Here is a 21,248-nt window from a genome sequence, read left to right as displayed (position 1 = left end):
TTAAATCATCAGGAAGCTCAATTCCCATTTTTAAACCCTTCTAACAGCCTAGTAAAAAAATGCAAGACAATACCATTAAATTATTCATGTGGGGATATCAACAGCATGTACAGATTTCTTTCGAAGTAACAGCAGAAGGGCTATTCAATAAAATAGACAGGAAATTAAATCCAAATGTCTTTTTTGTGGGTGTATTGGTAGATGAGAGAGAGGATCGACATCCTATTTGCCTGGAACCTGAAGATTCTGGCTTTCAGGTGGAAAGCTTTAAAGACCTGAAAGGACTGGCAAATCAACTTGAAATGGCTGATAAGGAGACACGGATGTTTCACTCTCATCCCATAGCCCAGGAAAGCCATACTAAAAGAATTGCAAATAAATCCTATAGAGAAGCCATTCGGAAGATTCTGAAACGCGATCATTTATATGACAAAAATGAATTCTTTGTTGCCCATCCCACCTATGTAGAGGGATACCAGGTTTTTACCATTCTATCCCTTAATAAAGAGGTTTTAGGCAGCTATTACACCTTGTCTAAAAATGAATGGGGAAGGCTTACTATTTATAATTCTTTTATTGATAGTGCTATACACGTCTTTTTAAGTGAATGCACCCAGGCCTTAAAAGACCCAAATAATTCGTTAGGGGCCATCGAACGGGATGCCCATGAATTGTTCAGGGTTGCCGGGAAAAAATTCATGTACACTATATCGAGTGCCGGAGGGAATTTTGAAGGTTTACACCACTTATATGATGCGTGCAATGAGATTGCATCTTTAAAATACGAGGGTGCTATTGGCATTGGCAATATGATCGTAGCGCCAAAAGAGCATAAAAACGTCAAATTAACATTACAATTAAAGGAGCCCATTAAAATCAGGGATTACAGAAAGGTTCGCAAATTTTTAGAACTATCAGACAATGATGTTTCCATTGTTTCGGATTCCGCCCTAATTTATGGAATTGGCGAACTTCGGGGAAAGTATAACCCCAGGGAAGAAAATTTATTTGTAGTGAGTTTTACAGGACATTTTAAATGGGAGCTTTTTCATGACAACAATCCACTGATGGTAGTGGAATACAAGGAGCCGGCTTTGCCATCTGACAAGATAAACCGTGAAAAGTTTTATTCGGATTTCTCCAGGATTTTTAAGGGGATTATTGGGAGGGAACAAATTGCTGACTTATGGGAAATTGTGATTGAAGCCACCAAACAAAAACACGGTACCATGTTGGTTATCTCCAGTGCTGCATCTGAGGAGGCAAACCGGTTATCTCAACAGAGTTTTCCAGTGGTTCCGTTAAAACTTACTGACAAAATTATACCAAGAATTACCTCCATTGATGGTGCGGTGCTTTTGGACCCCGATGCGACCTGTTATGCTATTGGGGTTATTATGGATGGACTGGCAACTGAAAAAGGGGATTCTTCAAGAGGGGCCAGGTATAATTCCGCTATCCGTTACTTGGAACAACATAAAAAGGATGCTTCCATTGCCATTGTCATTGTTTCCGAGGATGGGATGGTAAATATTATCCCCGATTTACGGCCCCAGGTAAAGCATGCTGATATTACGGAGGCCATTGAAAATTTCAAAGAACTGGAAAAATCAAGCACTTTGAATTACAAGGATTTTAATAGAAGTATGGGTTTTTTCCGATCCTTAAAATTCTACCTGACACAACAGGAGTGCGATACGATTAATACGGTAAGGAAAGAGATTGAAGAAAAATTTAAAGAAGACTTAAGCGCGGTAAGAATAGTACACTATGATTTATCGCCTGATCCTGAAATGAATAGCAGTTACTATGAAGAGGAATGAAAAGCATGTTCTATTTAGCCTTCAGCCCCCATATCAATCAGTTCCTGAACGGATCTTACCCCCAGTTTATCCAGGAAAAACTTTTCCTGATTCTCCAGTTCCTTCATTGTAAAGTTATCTTCTGTACCGCTTAATGAAACAATCGCATCATTGCCGACAAAGACCTGTTCTCTGACCTTGTAAACAGAGCATTCCCCTGCTACATAGAGTCCCATCTTTTTCAAGGATTCCGGGTTTATGGCCACATTAAAGCCTGCTCCACCCACACGGACACTGGGATAAAATATTCCATCCATACCTTTATCAATGGCCATCTCTGAGAATAGGGCAGAAATCATATAATCATAATCACCACGAATTTCCGGTTTGGAAAACTCTTCCGCCAAAAACGATGTAAAGGCAAAAGACTTTTCCTGTAATTCTTTTGGTACGGTTGCCGAAAATCTTTTATATCCCATTGCCAATTCCTGCAAATAGGCACTTGCCTTTCCATATTCTTCTTTATGAATGATCGCCAGCAACCTTAAATCTTCCTGAACAACCCATCTGCCAAAGGATATTTTTTGATAACCGGAAGCATTTTTATCCCTCAGCATGGGTATGGTTTCAAATACACCAATAATCCGCATGTTGTTTAATTCCCCCTCCTGAATTTCATCCGGCACTGCGGTGGCATAGAACATGGTACGTTCGGGGGTACTAGCCCTTTGATACACTTTATTTAAGTGTTGTGGTTTAAAGGAAAAATCACTTTTACTGTCAAACCTTTCACCAGGGAGGTTAGGTCGGCCACGCATCAGGGATTTGCCCTTGTGATAGATGATTTCTACCGCAGCAAAAGGGCCCACCTGACCCAGCAGCGTTATTATTTCACTTTTTGGGTAAGTGGAAAGATCCAGTTTCCTTAGTCCCTGAATGATGTCAGTGATTTCCATTTTTCCTGACATTTTTTTTCTTAAGATACACTTATTTAAAAAAATCTCTTCTTCAGGGGTACCCTACCCGCCCCCCTTGTTCGTCATATATAGGTAACACCTAAAACATGAGCAAGGAGGACTTTCACCGGACACTCGTCCGCAGGTATATAAGCAACCAGGCCAGTAAAGAAGAAGTAGAAGCCTACTTCGAGCTGTTAAAGCGCGGTGCACTCGATAAAATCATCGCAGCGGAGATGGACGGTGAAGCCCCTGATTTTGGAGCACAGCATGTTAAGGTACCATCAAAACCTGCAACCCGCACCATCCCATGGATGGCCGTTGCAGCATCGCTCATCCTGCTTATCGGGATTGGTATTGTATTTAAGAGCCAGATCAGGGACATTATTGACCCTGTGCAGATGCTGGCATATACTACGAAAAAGGGAGAGCGAATTGAGATAACCCTTCCGGATGGCACGGGTGTTTGGCTTGGCCCCGAAACCGTATTGAAATTCCCGGAAGAATTCCGAAAGGACGAACGCCCGGTTACCCTGACAGGTGAAGGATATTTCGAGGTGACAAAGGATGAAGAAAAACCCTTTAGCATCCAGTCCGGCAATGTAAGAACCGTGGTTTTGGGAACTTCTTTTCAGGTAAAAGCCTATGAGGATTCCCCTGACGTATCGGTGACACTTGTAGAGGGACGGGTAATGGTGGACAACAAGAATGGTTTCGTGGAGCTAAAGCCTAATGAACGGGCGGTATTCCGAAAAGCAGATGCTTCCCTGAAAAAGGAAGCCGCACCTGATGCCCAAAAACTCTTATCGGAACGAAACGGGATATTCCAGTACGATGGATCCACCCTTGGGCAAGTCATAGCTGATGTAGAACGCGAATACGGGATTACAGTGGAAATCCACCAAAACCTAACTAAATCTGAATATTATGGTACCCTTGACCGGGCTAAGCCTGCCCGGGAATTCCTCGATAAACTCGTCCTTGTTATTGGAGGACAGCTCGAAAAAATAAGTGAAACGCATTACCGAATAGCTCCCGGTTGATCACCCAACACCACCAGTTTTCTTCATAAGGTGATGAAGATGCCATGGGAGGGCATACGGCTCTCCCGGCATCTCTTTATTACGGATTGATCCGGGATCACTCTGAATAACCTGCCAGCTACCACAAAAAAGTACCCTCCCGAATCGGCCGATCAGGGAGGGAAAAGTCAAATTATTTACAGGCTTGCCGCGCTGTCTGGAAAACGTACGGCACACCTGAACACTTAACCTGATTCAATGTATGCAAATTTCTTTACACTGCCAATGGCGTGAACGGGGACTCATGCCCCTGTTCCGCGGGCCGGGCTATGATGTGCCCGCTATATTACGCTCGCTTATGCGATGGACTGTACTTCTCACCGGACTGATTCTCACCACTGCATTTTCCCTTCATGCAGCATCTGTTAACGGGCAGTCATTAGACACCAAAGTGACCCTGACGCTCAAAGATGCCTCCTTAAAGGAAGCTCTTGACGAGCTGTCTGAGAAATCAAAAGTCCCATTCAACTATGGTTCAAAGGTGGCTTCCAGTACCGAAAGGATCTCCTATACAGCCAACCTGGTTCCCTTACGGATGATTCTAAATGAGGTATTGGCGGACCTACCCTTTGAATATATCCCTGTAGGAGATGAAGTCGTTATACGGTACCACCCCAGGCCCTCTACTGCTCTTAAAGGGGAGCCTGTTACAGAACAAGCCCCTAAAGAAATGGTAAAGGGCATCATTCTGGGACATGAGGGATTGCCCATGCCTGGAGCCACAATAATCATAAGAGGTACTACCAGGGGCACTGCTGCGGATGAGAACGGGGAGTTCCAGTTGTCTGATGTGAAAGAAGGGGATATACTGGTGATCTCCATGATCGGGTTCAGAACCCGCGAGATCGAAATCACGGATCCCGATCAGTCACTAACCATCGAACTGGAAGAGGCCATCAGTGACCTGGAGGGAGTTACAGTATCAACAGGTTATGAAACCATGCCCATTGAACGTGCCACCGGATCTTTTGCCCATGTAGATAACAACCTTTATAACCGTCAGGTCTCCACCGATGTGATCAGCAGGTTGAAAGCTATTGCCCCTTCTGTACAGTTTGATGAAAGGTCTGGCGAAATGAAGCTCACCATCCGCGGAAGGAGCACCATTTTTGCCAATGATCAGCCGCTGATCATCCTGGACAACTTTCCTTTTGAAGGAGACCTCAATGCTATAAACCCCAACGATATTGAAGACATCTCTATCCTCAGAGATGCCGCTGCTGCTTCCATCTGGGGGGTAAGAGCGGGTAACGGGGTGATCGTTATTACTACAAAATCGGGAAGCAGGGACAAGGAACCCACTGTAACATTTAATTCCAATTTCACGGTAGGGGAAAAACCCGATCTCTTTTATCAGCCTAAAATGAATTCTTCGGATTTCATTGAAGCGGAAAAGTACCTGTTTAACCAGAGCTATTATGACAGTGATTTAAACAATACACAAACTTATCCTTATGTTTCCCCGGTTGTTGATATTCTGGCTATGCAACGCAATGGTGAATTGTCAGCTGAACAAGCCAATGCACAAATCAATACGTATCGGAACCAGGATATCCGGGGCGACTTCATGGACCATTTTTACAGAAAAAGCACCCGTCAGCAATATGCAGTAAACCTTCAGGGAGGCAACAAAGTACATCAGTACTACTTTTCGGCAGGTTATGACAACAACAAAGCGAACCTGGTTACAGACAGTTATGAGCGCTATACCCTCAAAACCGATCAAACATTTATACCTCTCAAGGGACTTGAAGTAAAGGCGGGCATTCAATACAGTCAGTCACAACAGAAATCAGACAATTTTCTACCGCAGGTTATCGAGAACATTGACTATCCCTATGCCCGGCTGCAGGATGAAAATGGAGAGCCTGCTATTGTCAACAGGGATTACCGAAGATCTTTTGTAGACCAGGCCGGGAGTCAGGGATTACTGGATTGGTATTATCGCCCTGTGAATGAACCAGGACTAAATCTCTCTTCCTCAGTTCTCAGAAACCTGCGTGCCAATGTCGCTATTTCCTATGATGTATCACAACATCTTAAGGTCTCTGCTCAATATCAGAACCAACAACAAACTACAAACTCAGAAACGCTCCGGGACCAGGCCTCTTACTATATGAGGAACATGATCAATGAGTTTTCTGAAGTTTCTGAAGACGGAGTGGACCGAATCATTCCCCTGGGCGATCTGGTGCACCTGAACACTTCGGAACTTCGCTCCAACAATGGCCGGATTCAACTGAATTACAATTGGTTCTCTGAAAATCATTATGTTACAGCCTTAGCTGGTTTCGAAGCACGGCAAACCAATACCAATGGGTTTGGCAATAACCTGTATGGTTATGATCCCAACCTGGGGACTTCCATTAATGTGGATTTCAGTTCAAGTTACAGACGTTACCCCACAGGCTACTTTGCCTCAATACCCTCCAACAATTCTGTCGGTGGTACAACAGACCGGTTTAGATCGTATTTCATAAACGGTGCCTACTCCTATAAAGACCGCTACACCTTAAGTGCCAGCGGCAGAATTGATCAGTCCAATTTATTCGGGGTAAGAGCAAACCAACGCTCTGTTCCCTTGTGGTCTACCGGCTTTAAATGGGATATCCACAAGGAAAATTTTCTGTCGGCAGACCGCATCAACCAACTTACCTTTAGGACAAGTTATGGCTATAGCGGAAATATTGACAATTCCATTACCGCTTTTACCACGATGGCAACCACGAGCGGGAATTATACTAACAGACCGGCCCTCAGGCTTATTAACCCACCCAACCCGGACCTGAAATGGGAGAAAATTGCCATCGCTAATTTTGGAATAGACTTCTCCGTATTTCAAAACCGAATCACAGGAAGTATTGAATATTATCGAAAAAAAGGCGATGAAATCATAGGCGAAATTCCTGCAGACCCCACTACCGGAGTCGGGTCGTTCAGAGGAAATATTGCAGGAATTAAGGGCAGTGGATGGGATATAAACGTAAGCTCCCAAAACGTGCAGGGCAAGTTTAGCTGGCAAACAAATTTCATGTTTAATGTTGCTAAAGATCAGGTGACAGAATATCTGGTCGATCCGGGCACCTTTTACCTTTTTTTAAATGCCAGTATCAACCGCTATCCTTCGCAGGCCTCCCCTATTGTCGGGAAACCACTCTACAGTATATACAGTTATCCATGGAAGGGTCTGGACCCTGAAACAGGGGATCCTGTTGGTATCATTGAAAATGTAGAAAGCACTGATTACAGAGCACTGTCAAATTACTATTCTGACAATGTCGATCAGCTCATCTACAATGGTCCGGCTTTACCCACTACATTCGGTGCCCTACGCAATACGTTTGGATATAAGAATTTCTCATTGTCCCTTAATATATCGTATCACTTTGGAGGTTATTTCAGACGCTCCTCAATAAGTTATAACGACTTTTTCAGAAGCGGGTATTATTATGCCCATAAGGATTTTACGGATCAATGGCGTGAGCCGGGAGATGAACTTTTTACCAGTATCCCATCTATGGTTTACCCTTCAAACGGCTCCAGGGATTCTTTCTATGCCTCGTCTGACATCCTGGTGGAAAAGAGTGACCTGCTTAGGTTACAGGATATAAATTTCAGTTATGATTTCCCTTTCGCTTCGCAAATAGGATTTAGTGCCCTGAATATGTATTTCTATGCAAATAATCTGGGCTTGTTATGGACAGCAAATGATTATGACATCGACCCGGATTATCCCGAGCTGCCATTACCGAAATCCTATGCAATTGGCATTAAAGCAACCTTTTAATCTTTGAACATTATGAAACTTAAAATACTACTATTTACGATACTCATCTGTTCCTTATCCTCCTGCCAGGAAGACTGGCTGGAGGAAAAAAGAAGCATCTCCATGGTCGTTCCCCAAACCCTTAACGACATGCGCATGATCCTGAACAACAACCGTTTATTTTATATTGAAGGCACCTTTTATGCAGATGCCAGCGCTGATGATTACTACATTACCGAAAGTATCTATAACGCCTTAGATCAATCCTCAAGGAATCATTACACCTGGGGAGCGGATCTGTATGAGGGCAGAACTACTGTAACGGACTGGAATAAAAGCTATGAACAGGTGTTGAATGCCAACATCATTCTGGAAGGTTTGGAGCAAATAGACATGGGTGATCAATTCAGGAGTGAATACAATGATATCAAAGGAGGGGCACTTTATTTCAGGTCAAAAGCCTTTCTCAACCTGGCCATGCAATACGCCCCTGCTTTTAATGCCAATGAGGCACAAAGCCTGATGGGTATCCCTCTGCGTTTGAGTTCTGATATTCATACTCCCGTGGTAAGAGCCACTCTTGAGGAAACCTATAAACGTATCACGGAAGATTTGAGTCTCGCTGCCAGCTTGCTGGCAGATGTGCCTGAACATCCTACAGATGCTTCTAAAGCAGCAGCATACGGATTACTTGCCCGGTGTTATTTATATATGGGTGACTATGCCAATGCCCTGAGCAGTGCCGAAAATTCGCTACAACTTTATAGTGAACTATTGGATTACAATTCCATAAATCCTGAAAATAATTTCCCCTTCCAGAATTTCAATAAAGAGGTTCTCATTTATGGTGTACATCAGGGGCTAAATGCTCTTGTGGTGGATACACGCGCAAAAATAGTTCCTGAACTCTATGATATGTATGATGAAAATGATTTGAGAAAACAACTCTTTTTTCGGGAAAACACTGATGGCACATTTGCTTACAGAGGCAGTTATACAGAATCCAGGGGGCCATTTAATGGTGTAACGGTTTCGGAGATTTTTCTGATAAAGGCGGAATGCGAGGCAAGATTAAGCCAGACAGAGGCATCCATGACTACACTCAACCATTTATTGGAACACAGGTATAAAGAAGGATCCTATCATCCACATACGCCATCGAATGACAAGGATGCCATTGGGATCGTCCTTGATGAACGCAGAAAGGAAATGGTTTTCAGGGGACAGCGCTGGTTTGATTTGAAGAGACTGGGGTCAGACCCAGACTTTGCTGTTCAAATAAAACGGACTATTGGTGGTACGGAATATGTGCTTCCTCCGAATGACCCCAATTATGTCTTCCCGATCCCCCCGGATATAATCGCGGCTTCCGGAATACCTCAGAACCCGAGAGATTAATAAGAAAACCAGGCCGGCTAAAAAAGATAGCCGGCCTGGCTACATCCATTTATAACCGTTCTCCGGTTACTATATTAAAACCTTGCCCTACAGGTTGATTATCCTCATCCAGGTTAAAGGTGGCGGAACATGAATCGCTATCTGATTGATCACAATCACTTGCTCCTGAAACCAATTCTATGGGATTCCCGCTGGCATCAACATAATATTCAGCTGTTGACTGGTTCATTTCCATGGCAGTAAAGGCAGACGTGCCAATGGCTCCTACTACGAAGGCCGCCATTGTGATAGAAATTTTCAACTTTTTCATGATACTTACATTTAAAAAATAATGCCTACTCTGTGCTCAGGTTTTCGGCTTCCCCTGATTCCTCATCTTGCAAGACTTTTGAATGGGTTTTTATTATTGATCGTTTCCGGTACCAAAGCACCAGTAATCCCGCTATCAAAAAAGCACTGTTTAGTTTTATATGATCGTTCCAGTTCAGGTTTTTGCGCAATCCTCCGCACGTACAGGGTATCGAATCACTAAAGAGCAATACCATGACGATATAAACACTTATCAGGCCCAGCAATACCACTGATAGCCCAAGACCTATGAAGCGGGTTTTTCTATTGGCAAGAATTACGGCAAGGCCGAGCATTACAAGAGGCAATACCCAGCTTAGACCCATTGCTGCCCATGATATATATGGCGCCCGCTGCAACTGCAGATAGAAAGATTCATGGTCTGCCAGTTTGGTAACGCCTGCAAAAAGCCAGAGCAGAATATAAGCGGAAGCAATGATTTGGGTGAGTATTGTTTTCATAGGAGCCGCGTTTATACCCTACGAATTTCACGATAAAAAACACACCTAAGGGGGACCAGATGAACGTTTTACAGGGGGTCCAGCGGGATTTCCTTTACCAGTGCGGGCTTAAATTTTATATTTACAGTGTCATGGATTTGAAAACACCCGCTTAAGGACGTTTGGCGGGAATACTTTTTAGTGTAATGCATTTAATTCACTGGGATTTTTTAGTACATCTCGAATTTTCGGGAACCCAGCCGTTATACCTTCAGCTTGCCGGGGCGATACGGGAAAAGATCACCTCCCATAAATTGCCGGCCGGCCTGAAGGTTCCCTCCAGCCGTGAGCTATCAGCCATGGTTCACCTGGGGAGAAAGACCATTTTGCATGCCCTGGACAGTCTGGTGGCCTCCGGTCACCTGTATAGCGCGGAGCGCAAAGGGTACTTCGTGTCGGATATCAGCGCTCCTGATTCAAACGACCTGAATACCGGATTGCTCTACCAGGATATATCCACTGACCTGCCATCGGGCAGACTAAAATCGGAAGGGGAACTGGCACGGCTGTACCGAAGGCACTACTTAAAAAGCGTCAACCGGGATTACAGCCAACTGATCCACACAGATAGTTTTCGTCCTTTTTTAAAATCCCTGGGAAATTACCTGAACCGCACCAGGGGACTATCCCTCAGCCAGGGCGAGTTCACCTACGGTTTTGGAAATTACATCCTGCTTTTGATGGTGTTACATGCGCTGTTTCCCCATGGCGGGCGTGCCGTTATCGGGGAGCCTTTCAATCCTTCTATTGTCAGGACTTTTATCAATAGTGGGTTCCACCTGGATTTTATCCCTGTTACCCCGGAGGGAATGGATACGGATGCACTGGAAGAGCGCCTTTTAAAAGAAGTACCGGATGTATTGTGGCTGGAAGCTCTGGGGCATTATCCCACCGGAGCTGTAATGTCCGGACAAAGGCGGGACCATTTGTTTCGCCTGATGCAACAATACTCCTTTAGAGTCATTGAGGGAAATTATGAAAGTGACTTTACCTTCAGCGGAATAAAGAACTCTTTTCTCGCTGATTTTCCTGAGAGTGGAACGGTGCAGCTATCTTACTTAAGCAGGTTGATCCCCACATTTCAGCTTACCGCTATCGTAGCAGCTCCCCCGGAGCTGATCCACCGGCTCACCCAGTTGTTACAGCACGAGAGAAATGTGGTTTTTGAGCATGCGGTGCATTCTTTCTTAAGTGAAGAACTCCTTATAAAGCTGGTGCTAAGGAGCCAGAAAAAATACCATAGCAAATTAAGGCGTATTGTGGAAAGCAGTGGCCGGCAACAACAGCTGTACCACTCCGGCACCGGCTTATCTTTATGGTATGAATTTCCACACGCTATTGACTACGTCAAACTGGATCAAAAATTAAAAGTAAAGGGCCTTTTTATGCGTCACATCAAAGACTATTATTACGGAGCACCCCCTGAAAATATGTTACGGATCGGGTTGGGAAAATTACCCGTAAGGACTATCACGCAAATCCTTAAAATGGCGCATCGCTATAAGAAGTAAATCAGCGGTAAATCCATTTCCTGAAGGCCTTGGCCCGTGTCTGGCTGACGGTGACACTTTCGGAATATGGAGGTTCTAACTGCAATAAGAGCTTCCCATGTTCGTGGGACTGGAAGTGGGTACAGGCCACATGACGGATAATCATCCTGCGGTTGACCCGGAAAAAATCCCTTGGGGGTAACAGGGATTCCATTTCATCCAGGGTTTCATTGAGAAAATAGGTCTTATTGGTGCCCGTCACCAGGTAGTTCATCCTTTTCTGATGATAGATATAATGTATTTCGGATATGGCCAGCGGAATGAATCTTGCCCCCTGCTGGACCAGGATCGTTTCCTTTTTCCTGTTTCCGCCATCGGCACTTTTCATTTTTAAGAAAAGATACAAACACAGGTAATAGAGGTTGAACATAAAGATCAGTGCCACCACCAGGGGAAAAGCATAGATGGCATAAGTGGTATCACGGATGATGTTGAGCCCGAAAAATTGAAAGTAAACAGCCGCAAGCCCAAAATCCACTATCCCGGGCAACACCACACCCAGCAGGAGTTGAAGCCCTGCCCTTTTCAGGGGTCTTTCCTGCCAGTCATAGTAACGGTCCAGCCTTTTAGTCACCGCATGCACCAGTTCGATAATGAAAGTGGCAATGATAAGGGAGGACAACAGCTCCATATAGAAGGCCTTTAAAACAAAGTGTTCCCAAAAGCCCAGGCTGCTGCCATAAAGGGACATAAAAAGGGCTGTCAAAAGGCTCATCAGGACTCTGAAAATCCTGTCATTATAAGATATTGCAGCGGTTTGTTTAACCAAAAGATGATGTCGTTTACGCTTGCCCGGACGGTTATGACGTACAAAAAATCAACATGTCCTCAGCGGTTTACAGGTATGATTTAAGGAAGTTAAGATACAAAACGGTTTGGTAATTGTATATCACTTCTATGAACTAAATCTTTGTTATCATGAATACTTTCAATGAATCAGGTGTTACAAACCTGAAAAATGAACTCTACGGCCTCCCGGATGAGGATTTGATCACAGAAGGGAAAGCCATGGTGGCCGGATTCAGGGATTGGCTGGAATCCAAATTTGATTTTACGGACGGGCAGATGGATTACCTGGATGAGATAGACCCCAGAGTGATGACCATCTGGTCAGCAAAACTGGCTGCTGTTGCTGTGGCGCGGGGTCCCATTGAACTTATTTTCAACTTCACCCCACAAACCTACCGTACTAAACAGACAGATATCGAAAGTGGGGGCAGCACCACGCACATCCCTTCAGGACCTCCTGTTATCTCAGAAAGTGCTGTGATCAGCTTTGAGGATACCTGATGGTAAAATGCCTGGAACCTGCCGTTCCGGGACACTACATTTTAAGAAAAAGATTCAAAAAGGGAACAAAAGCCGCTTCCGTGTAGGGTAAAGCGGCTTTTTTCTTTGTGGTTACATACGGGGAACACTATAATTCAGGCACATTTTTCACTATTTCATGTGTTCCGGTGGCGACTTTCGGGGCGCAGGCCCTTATGAGTTTGCTACATTTGTTTTGAACATCTTAAAGACACCTGGCCGGTAACTCAACGTGTCCGCGGACAATTTTATAACAGGCTGTTATGTGCCCATCATAAATTGTCAAGTCATGAAACAAGCAGAACACTGGAACAATATGTTCCGGGAAATGAAATCAGAGATCCATACGGCAACTGTTGATCTTCAGGATCAGTTGCAGGTTGCCGAACAGTCCTTCCTGATTATTGACCGTTATTTCAGGGAGGTCAAAAGCAAACAGGAATGGAAGGATGAAGCAGAAGAAATTCACTTTTATAAAGAGATCAGACCGAGGTTTGAAGCGGAGCTGATCTATTATGGGGAAGTGTATTTTATTCTTTCTACCATGCCCCTGGGGACAAAGGATTCGCTCCACCATTTACAAACACAATACGCCCCTATCCGCCTGTATATTCAGAGGCACCAGCTCTTGCGGGATTATTTCAGGCTGGGCAGAAAGGACATGGATGCCCTGCTCTTCACCACATCGAAAGCCTCTGTGCCCTACTTTATATGCCAGATCCCTTCTTCAGGGGATGTAGATGCCACCCCTGCCGGGAAAGTACTGGCCCGCTTTAAGGCTTACGATATGCTTCGCAGGTTCCTGGACCGTGAGATCAAAAAGATTGAAAACCCACCGCAGGAAACGGACCGGAACGTGCGCTGGACCGCCCCCAAAGCAGCACTGGTGGAACTGGCCTATGCCCTGAAAGCAGCAGGGGCAGTCAATCATGGCAATGTCACCATCCGGGATATTGCCAATCACCTCGAAAGGGTATTCCACCAGGACTTATCGCAGTTTTACCGCACCTTCCAGGAAATCCGCATTCGCAAAAACAGCCGTACCACCTTCCTGGACCGCCTGCGCGACAAGCTGGAAAAATGGATGGACAATACCGATTTTGACGGAAAAGGAGACTCCTGAATCCGCGGTTTTTCTTTTCCACCTTCGGGTCGCAGTGTGATCATTTGTCTGCGGAATACACCAGGTTTGTCCCATCAAAATCAAAAGATTATGCTGGAAAATATCTCCTGGGGGAACTTCCTCCTTTGTGTTGCAGGACTCTCGCTGTTGTACTATGGCTATATAGTGGTTCGCTATTTCCGCGGGGACCTTATCAAGTACCTGCGGCATCGCGGAAACCCTAAACCAGACCGGGTCACCATTGAGCTTTCCGATGAGGAGTACTTTGAGTTGTTTGAAGAACTTCAGAATGTCATTCGAGACGTAGAGGTGGAGATCCTGCCCCAATCAGAGAGCAAAGAGGATTTCCTGGAAAATGTCAGGCACCGCCTGGAGCACTTCCGGGGCAAATCCGTCCCTATCTTCCACCGGACACTGGCGGCCCATTTGGTTACCCTCACCCAGGACAAGCCATGGGATATGAATGAAACAGGCCTTCAGGAATTCCTGGCTGGTTTATAACAGCATCTACTATTCACTTTCAAATCTAAAACCACTATGAAAAGAATCACAAAATGGCTCTTTACAGCCTACCTGTTTCTAATGGTCATTGCCGCCAATGCCCAGGATGGCAACGCAGGGATCAATGAAGCCACCCAGAAAGTCAAGGGATATTTCCAGTCCGGGACCAACCTGATGTATGCTATCGGTGCCATCGTAGGCCTGATCGGTGCGGTCAAGGTGTTTAACAAATGGAATAACGGGGAGCCCGATACCGGTAAGGTGGCTGCCGCCTGGTTCGGATCCTGTGTTTTCCTGGTGGTGGTGGCCACGGTTCTTCAAAGTTTCTTCGGACTGTAATACCACTGGTATGGATGGGTTTGAAGAAAGGAAAAAGGGACACCTCCCTGAAGTGGATATTGCCGGAGACCGGTTTCTCATAGATGTCAGGCTTGCAGAGCTTCGCCATGTGGATACCCCCTGGAAAAGGCTGCCACTGGATCAGATGGTCCCCACCGAAGACCATCGTCATTACCAGTTCTTCTACAACAGGGAGTTAAAGTCGGTGTTCCATGCCTCACAGGAGTTAACAGACATTCCTGAACATGTGGTCCTGGTGGAAATCCCGGATGAAATGCAGCTGGACCCGGTGGGCATGGCCAGAAAACTCGGGCTTAGCGATGCCTATTTCCTCAGCATGCATCCTTACCAAAAGCAAATCAAAGCCAGGGTTACCCCTGTGGAAGAGTCAGGGCTGCCGGATTTGGTTCTAAATAACCACCGTATGAATCCTGCCAAATCGATCAAACGATAAGTCATCATGAAGGAAAAAGAGAGAACATCAGAAATAGCCCAACTTCTTCACGAAGAATATCCGGACCGGATTTCAGATCTTAAGGAATCGGAGATGAAGGCTGTGATACAGAAGCTGTTCACACGGTTTGAGACGGAACAGGGAGCCTTTATCGGGCAATTGCCTGCTTATGAGCGCGTAGGGTATAGACTCCATTGGCTGCGGGAGCAATGGGGACCGTCCCGCTTTCTGATGGTTTCTGAAATTCTGGAAGAGCAGTTTCCTGATACAGCGGAAGCCTTGCGAAGCCTGGGCATTTTAAAGGAAGAAATACTCAATATCCTGCCTTATGTAAAGGATGCTTTTGAGGAACTTGATTTTAACCCCGAGGCCGGAAGTCCGCTCTATAATGCCCTGACCGGCCTGATCGCTGCATATTTGGAGAAGGGGGCTGATGGGCTTTAATCCAAAACAAATCATTCAGCGGAATATCGATGCCATAACAGTGGCTTTGGATTTCAGGGAAGGTTCGTCTTTGAATACCTACGGTTATGACCTGGTAAGGCAATATGCGGGCTTTGGTGGGATCAAGGCCATTCTTTACCTGGGTCTTTCCCGGGAAGAATGGGCTAAAATGGGGGCATCCAAAAGTGATTTTGCCCTATTCGAAGAAATAAACAGGCTCCATGCGCTCCTGAATTCCCGGCTGGACCCTGCAGATTATACGAAAGCGGTCCATTCAGTCAAGCAAAGTACGCTATCCGCCTTTTTTACCCCGGAAGTGATCCCGCACACGATTTACCGGGCTCTGGAAGAGTCAGGTTTCAAGCCCGAAAACATTTATGAGCCGAGTGCCGGCTCCGGGGTATTCTTAATGGACCTGAAAGCCCATGTTCCCACAGCTCAAAAGGTGGTGGCCGTGGAAAAGGACTATCTCACAGGCCTGGTACTTCAGGCAGTCGCCTCCTACCAGGGACTGGAAGATTTCACAGTTCAAATAAGAGGCCTTGAAGAGACTTCCGAATCAGAAAGCGAAAAATTCGACCTGGTGGCCGGCAATATTCCCTTTGGTAATTACAACATACATGATCCCGCTGTAGACGCCAGGTACCTATCAAAAATCCATAATTACTTCATGGTAAAATCACTGGAAAAGCTAAAGGATCGGGGTGTATTGGCCCTGGTTGCCACACGCGCGGTATTTGATGCGCCATCTAATAAACCGGTCCGGGAGTTTCTTCTGGAACACTCCGACCTGCTGAGCATAACGGTAATGCCTGATAACCTGATGAAGGAAACCGCGAACACGGAGGCACCCACACATTTGATCCTCCTTCAGAAAAACAACCATAAAAAAGAGATCAGCCTTTCTGAAAAGGCGCTGTTAGAAACGGTAACGCGCCACAATACATTTGGTGACTACCCGGTCAACCGTTTCCTGGCAGCGTCCCCTGAATTATGGCTGGGGGATACAAGGTCTGCCGGCACCAATCAGTATGGCAAGGCCCATGAGGTAAACCGGATGGAGGGAGATATGGCAGCACTTGAAAATCCCCTGCTGGATCGATTGAAGCGGGATTTAGAAAAAAACCTGTCTTCACTACATCCTGCCTTGACCCTGCTGGACCCGCCAAAGGAAGCCACACAGGAGCAAGGATTTCAACTGGGTTTGTTTGGGGGAAGTGCGGGGGAAATAAACCAGGCGTTACGATACATCACGGATCCGGACAGGAAGTTGATCCGGACCGAATCAGCACGGATAAATGCCGTGATCCAAAGCGGGGCTTTTCCCGGTCACGACCATGCGGTGGTGATCTCTGCCAGGACAAAGTCAGGAAAAGCATTTCTATACAAAGCCGTATCCAATGTCAAAGAAATAGAAACCAGTATCAACTGGATGGATGCAGCATTGCTGGGCAGGGAGGTGAAATCGATCCTGGAACAGGGAGAAAAGCTAGGGGTCCGTTTTAGACTGGATGCCAGAGACACCTTTGAAGATCTCTTAAAGGCAGGTGAAACCCTACAACCGGAGTCTGTTCCGGGCTATCTGAAACCGGACGCGCTGTATATTTTCCGTAATGAGGTGGGCGTGTTAAAACCGGATGATCATGGAAAGCCTGTGCATTTCAACAAAATTCACGTTACCCAGGGGCTCCGTTTCTATAAATCCTATATCCAGCTCAGGGACACCTTGCTTCAAATGGAAGGGTCCAAGACCCAAAAGGAGCTTTTAACGGATCAGTACCTATCCTTTTTTGAGGCTTACGGAAGGCTCAATGATCCTCAGAACAAAAAACACCTTGCTATAGACAGTCACGCCCTGACGGTTCTCTCCTCATTGGAAAGAAGATCGGAAAAAGGTTTTGAAGCTTCTGACCTGGTGACCCCGCAACGAGAACGTATACAGGAAGAACCTAAACCCGAAGACCACTTCGAGGCGCTGGCTGTTTCCTTAAACAACCTGGGCCGCGTGGACCTGAAATACATGGAAAAAATTTCGGGCATGCCAAAGGACCTGCTCATGGAGCAGCTGGATGGATATATCTATTTCAATGCTGTAAATGACCAGTGGGAAACCAAAGACCGGTTCTTATCAGGAGATGTCCTGTCCAAACTGGAAGATTTGAGAGCCTTACCTGACAACCACCCCTTTGCGAAGGAAATAACAAAGTCGATCCGTGCTCTGGAAGGTGTTTTGCCTGATCCCATCCCATTTGAACTGCTGGATTTTAACCTCGGGGAACGATGGATCCCCATGTCGTATTACAGCCGGTTTGCCAGCGAGGTATTCGAACTGGAAACCAGCGTTCATTTGATTGAGGGAATGGATGTGTTTAAGGTAAATACGACCGGTTCAAATGCAAAGATCCAAAACCAGTATGCGGTTAGCCCGAAACATGGCCGCACCACCTACGGGGATAAAATCCTGGAACATGCGCTGGAAAACACCACTCCTTTTTTCACCTATGAAGTTGAATCACACGGCAAAACCATCCGTATTGCGGATAATGCCGCGATTCAGCAGGCACATGAAAAGATCGAGGAAATCCGGGAGGAATTTACAGGATGGCTAAACAGGCTGCCACTTAAGGATAAGCAACATCTGGAGAAGGAGTACAACCACATCTACAATTCGAAAGTCCTTCGGGAGTATGACGGCAGTCATCTATCCTTTCCCGGGCTGGATGTAAAGGCTCTGGGGATAAAAGGGCTTTATTCCTCCCAGAAAAGTGCCGTTTGGAGAATCATTCAGGAGAGAGGTGCTCTCATTGATCATGAGGTAGGTCTGGGAAAAACCCTGACCATGGTAGTAGCCAGCCACGAAATGAAGCGTTTGGGTCTGGTGCGCAAACCGGCTATTCTGGCCCTGAAAAGCAATGTGCAACAAATAGCCAGAACCTACCAGCTGGCTTATCCGCAAGCCAGGATACTCTTCCCGAATATGAAAGATTTTACGCCTTCGAATCGATTTCGACTCTTCCGGGAAATGACTTTCAATGATTGGGACTGTATCATTATGACCCATGACCAGTTCCGGAAAATCCCCAATTCACCGGAAATTCAAAAACAGATCTTTCAGGAAGAGCTTTCTCATGTGGAAAAGGACCTGGAAACCGTCCGGGAGTTGGGAGGAAGGATTTCCAAAGCCATGGTAAAAGGTCTTGAAATCCGTAAGAACAACCTTATAAATACCCTGGCTCAGATAAAACAACAGATGGATCATCAAAAAGATGAAAATCTGGATTTCGAATCCATAGGCATAGATCATTTGTTTGTGGATGAGTCCCATGCCTTTAAGAACCTCACTTTTACCACGCGCCATAAGAATGTGGCGGGACTGGGAAACACCAAAGGGAGCCAAAAGGCATTGAACATGTTGTTTGCTGTGCGGTCTCTTCAGGACAGGTTCCGGTCTGATCTTAATGTGACTTTTTTATCGGGGACCCCGATATCGAATAGTCTGACGGAAATGTACCTGATCTTCAAATACCTCAGGCCGAATGAGCTCAAGCGGTTAAAACTTGAAAATTTTGATGCCTGGGCAGCTGTCTTTGCCAAAAAGTCGGTGGATTTTGAATTTTCAGTAACCAATGAAATTATCGCCAAAGAACGCTTCAGGCATTTTATCAAGGTTCCGGAACTGGCGATGCTCTACAATGAGATTACGGATTATAAAACAGCAGATCACATTCAGCTTGACAAACCCCGGCTGGAAGAAAAGCTGGTCCATATTTCTCCTTCAAAGGTACAGCAGGACTTTATCAAACGCCTCATGGAATTTGCCAAATCAGGGGATGCCACGCTGATCGGCAGGCCTCCTCTATCCGAATCAGAGGACAAAGGCAGGATGCTCATCGCCACCAATTATGCCAAACAAATGGCCACGGACATGCGCCTGATAGACCCGCAGCTCTATGAGGATCATCCGGGCAATAAAATACATACCTGCGCTTCTAAAGTTTCCGAAATGTATCGCAAGTCCACCCCATTTAAGGGCACACAACTGGTTTTCTCCGACATCGGAACGCCAAAGTCCAACCAATGGAATATCTACACAGCATTAAAGGAGGTATTGGTACAAAAGCACGGCATCCCTGCCCATGAAATTACCTTCATCCACAACTGGACGGATCGCAGAAGACCCGAACTCTTCGACAAAATGCAGGATGGTGAAATTCGCATCTTACTGGGGTCCACCACAAAAGCAGGAACCGGGCTGAACGTGCAATCCCGGATGGTGGCGCTGCACCATATCGATATTCCCTGGAAGCCTTCGGAACTGGAACAGCGAAACGGCCGTGGTGCCCGGCAGGGAAACTGGCTGGCTAAAGAGCAATTCGACAATCGCATCATCTCTTTTATTTATGCCACCGAGCAGTCCCTGGACAATTACAAATTCAACCTTTTAAAGAACAAACAAACCTTTATCAGTCAGATCAAAAATGCCTCCATGTCCACCCGGACCATTGATGAGGGGGCTATGGACGAAAACTCAGGAATGAACTTCGCAGAATATATTGCGATCCTCAGCGGGGATACCACCCTGTTAGAACGATCAAAACTGGATAAAAAGGTGGCGGTGTTAGCGTCCAGCAAAAGGCTGTTTCAATCAGAACAGCTAAGGATTCAACGCAAGCTGGGGATGGTTGAGAAAAACCTTCAATCAAATTCAGGGATCATTGACATCCTGAAAAAAGACGCAGTCCTGCTGAAGGAATCCGAGCGGCACGAAAACGGAAAAAAGGTAAACCAAACTGTACTTACCGGATATAAGGGAAGCCCTGATGCGGAAATGGGCAGGTTTATCCTGGAGCTTCACAAAGCCTTTAACCCCGCCCCATCCGGGGAATCAAAATCCATAGGTAAACTATATGGCTTTGATCTCTTCATCGAGCAAAAAACCACGGCCTGGGCCGTAGAAAAGCGGCTTCAGTATGAAACCTCCAATCATTTCTACGCCCTGTCTCCCCATGGAAAAATCAGGTATTCTATCAGTAACGGGATTCCCAATCCCGACCCGGAGTTTGCGGCCCGGCATTTTATGAGTGCCCTTTCGCGCATTCCTAAACTCTTAGAAAAGCACCAAAAAAAGGGGCAGGAGCTCCTAAAAGAGAAAAAGCAGCTTTCAGGGCTGGCTTTGAGGTCCTTCCCGAAAGAAAAGCTCCTGGAAGAATTGCGAAAATCAATCCGAAAGCTGGATCAGCAAATCAATAATAAGCTGCAAAAAACCCAAAGTCTGAGGGAGGCTGTGCAGCCCCCTGAAAAAGAAGCAGCGCAGCAGGCCTCCCCTTCTCTATCCACTTATATATCAGGAAAAGCCATATGAACTCCTACACTATAAACAAGGGTATCAACAAACCCATCGAATTTAAAGGTTTGAAGGCCCAGTATATTGGCTACCTGGCCGCAGTGCTGGTGTTGACCCTCATTGCCTTTGGTGTGGCCTATGCCATCGGGATCTCCATGTACCTCTGCCTGGGGATCGGGATTGTCCTGGGGACCTCCGGTTTCCTCTTCGTTTTTCATCTCAATGCGGTCTATGGGGAGTATGGGATGATGAAAAAACTCGCACAGAAGCAGGTGCCCCCACACCTTTTGATCCGCAGCAGAAAAATCTTTACCCGTTTAAACAAACATTGAT

General features: G+C 45.9%; 17 protein-coding genes. 13 read left to right on the top strand and 4 right to left on the bottom strand.

The window, feature by feature from the left end; genetic code table 11:
* The first annotated feature begins 59 nt into the window (after positions 1–59).
* Positions 60–1,823, top strand: a complete 1,764-nt coding sequence (locus tag FHS59_RS00640; RefSeq protein WP_221444418.1) for a diadenylate cyclase — start codon at positions 60–62, stop codon at positions 1,821–1,823.
* A gap of 14 nt (positions 1,824–1,837) precedes the next feature.
* Here FHS59_RS00640 and FHS59_RS00635 read toward each other — a convergent pair whose 3' ends face one another.
* Positions 1,838–2,758 carry an RES family NAD+ phosphorylase gene (locus FHS59_RS00635; protein WP_184492487.1) on the bottom strand — a complete coding sequence of 307 codons (921 nt, stop codon included), beginning with the start codon at positions 2,756–2,758 and terminating at the stop codon, positions 1,838–1,840.
* A gap of 107 nt (positions 2,759–2,865) precedes the next feature.
* On the opposite strand from FHS59_RS00635, the gene FHS59_RS00630 reads away from it, so the two are divergent.
* The 3 genes from FHS59_RS00630 (at position 2,866) to FHS59_RS00620 (ending at position 9,004) form a co-directional block, all read left to right on the top strand.
* On the top strand, positions 2,866–3,801 hold the full coding sequence (locus FHS59_RS00630) for a FecR family protein (RefSeq protein WP_184492486.1): 936 nt from the start codon (positions 2,866–2,868) through the stop codon (positions 3,799–3,801).
* A gap of 337 nt (positions 3,802–4,138) precedes the next feature.
* Positions 4,139–7,627 carry a SusC/RagA family TonB-linked outer membrane protein gene (locus tag FHS59_RS00625; protein WP_184492485.1) on the top strand — a complete coding sequence of 1,163 codons (3,489 nt, stop codon included), beginning with the start codon at positions 4,139–4,141 and terminating at the stop codon, positions 7,625–7,627.
* Positions 7,628–7,639: 12 nt separating this feature from the next.
* Complete coding sequence (locus tag FHS59_RS00620; protein WP_184492484.1) at positions 7,640–9,004, top strand: RagB/SusD family nutrient uptake outer membrane protein; 1,365 nt, start codon at positions 7,640–7,642, stop codon at positions 9,002–9,004.
* 49 nt (positions 9,005–9,053) lie between these two features.
* On the opposite strand, the gene FHS59_RS00615 is transcribed toward FHS59_RS00620, so the two are convergent.
* Both FHS59_RS00615 and FHS59_RS00610 read right to left on the bottom strand, forming a co-directional pair.
* Positions 9,054–9,314, bottom strand: coding sequence for a DUF6520 family protein (locus tag FHS59_RS00615; protein ID WP_262890849.1), 261 nt, complete (start codon positions 9,312–9,314; stop codon positions 9,054–9,056).
* A gap of 25 nt (positions 9,315–9,339) precedes the next feature.
* Positions 9,340–9,813 (bottom strand): MauE/DoxX family redox-associated membrane protein, encoded by a 474-nt coding sequence (locus FHS59_RS00610; RefSeq protein WP_184492482.1) that lies wholly within the window; start codon positions 9,811–9,813, stop codon positions 9,340–9,342.
* A 185-nt stretch (positions 9,814–9,998) separates the two neighbouring features.
* On the opposite strand from FHS59_RS00610, the gene FHS59_RS00605 reads away from it, so the two are divergent.
* Positions 9,999–11,363, top strand: a complete 1,365-nt coding sequence (locus tag FHS59_RS00605) for a GntR family transcriptional regulator (RefSeq protein ID WP_184492481.1) — start codon at positions 9,999–10,001, stop codon at positions 11,361–11,363.
* A gap of 1 nt (position 11,364) precedes the next feature.
* Here the strand turns inward: FHS59_RS00605 and FHS59_RS00600 are convergent, their stop codons facing one another.
* On the bottom strand, positions 11,365–12,171 hold the full coding sequence (locus FHS59_RS00600) for a LytR/AlgR family response regulator transcription factor (RefSeq protein ID WP_184492480.1): 807 nt from the start codon (positions 12,169–12,171) through the stop codon (positions 11,365–11,367).
* 149 nt (positions 12,172–12,320) lie between these two features.
* On the opposite strand from FHS59_RS00600, the gene FHS59_RS00595 reads away from it, so the two are divergent.
* The 8 genes from FHS59_RS00595 (at position 12,321) to FHS59_RS00560 (ending at position 21,247) form a co-directional block, all read left to right on the top strand.
* A complete protein-coding gene (locus FHS59_RS00595) occupies positions 12,321–12,692 on the top strand; it encodes a hypothetical protein (protein ID WP_184492479.1) in 372 nt (123 codons plus the stop codon).
* 307 nt (positions 12,693–12,999) lie between these two features.
* A complete protein-coding gene (locus FHS59_RS00590; RefSeq protein ID WP_184492478.1) occupies positions 13,000–13,833 on the top strand; it encodes an RteC domain-containing protein in 834 nt (277 codons plus the stop codon).
* 90 nt (positions 13,834–13,923) lie between these two features.
* Positions 13,924–14,334, top strand: a complete 411-nt coding sequence (locus FHS59_RS00585) for a hypothetical protein (RefSeq protein WP_184492477.1) — start codon at positions 13,924–13,926, stop codon at positions 14,332–14,334.
* Between the two features lie 36 nt (positions 14,335–14,370).
* Complete coding sequence (locus FHS59_RS00580) at positions 14,371–14,673, top strand: DUF4134 domain-containing protein (RefSeq protein ID WP_184492476.1); 303 nt, start codon at positions 14,371–14,373, stop codon at positions 14,671–14,673.
* A gap of 10 nt (positions 14,674–14,683) precedes the next feature.
* Positions 14,684–15,127: a hypothetical protein gene (locus FHS59_RS00575; RefSeq protein ID WP_184492475.1), complete on the top strand. Its 444-nt coding sequence runs from the start codon at positions 14,684–14,686 to the stop codon at positions 15,125–15,127.
* A gap of 6 nt (positions 15,128–15,133) precedes the next feature.
* On the top strand, positions 15,134–15,571 hold the full coding sequence (locus FHS59_RS00570; protein ID WP_184492474.1) for a hypothetical protein: 438 nt from the start codon (positions 15,134–15,136) through the stop codon (positions 15,569–15,571).
* A complete protein-coding gene (locus tag FHS59_RS00565; protein WP_184492473.1) occupies positions 15,561–20,933 on the top strand; it encodes an N-6 DNA methylase in 5,373 nt (1,790 codons plus the stop codon). The genes FHS59_RS00570 and FHS59_RS00565 overlap by 11 nt, the downstream gene beginning before the upstream one ends.
* The gene (locus FHS59_RS00560) at positions 20,930–21,247 is read left to right on the top strand and encodes a DUF4133 domain-containing protein (RefSeq protein WP_184492472.1); all 318 of its coding nucleotides are present in this window, start codon (positions 20,930–20,932) and stop codon (positions 21,245–21,247) included. The genes FHS59_RS00565 and FHS59_RS00560 overlap by 4 nt, the downstream gene beginning before the upstream one ends.
* Position 21,248: the final 1 nt, after the last annotated feature.

The sequence above is a fragment of the Algoriphagus iocasae genome (assembly GCF_014206875.1).
Lineage (GTDB): Bacteria > Bacteroidota > Bacteroidia > Cytophagales > Cyclobacteriaceae > Algoriphagus > Algoriphagus iocasae.
The sequence above is the reverse complement of the archived record's forward strand: the minus strand, read 5'-3'. Positions and strand labels throughout refer to the sequence as shown.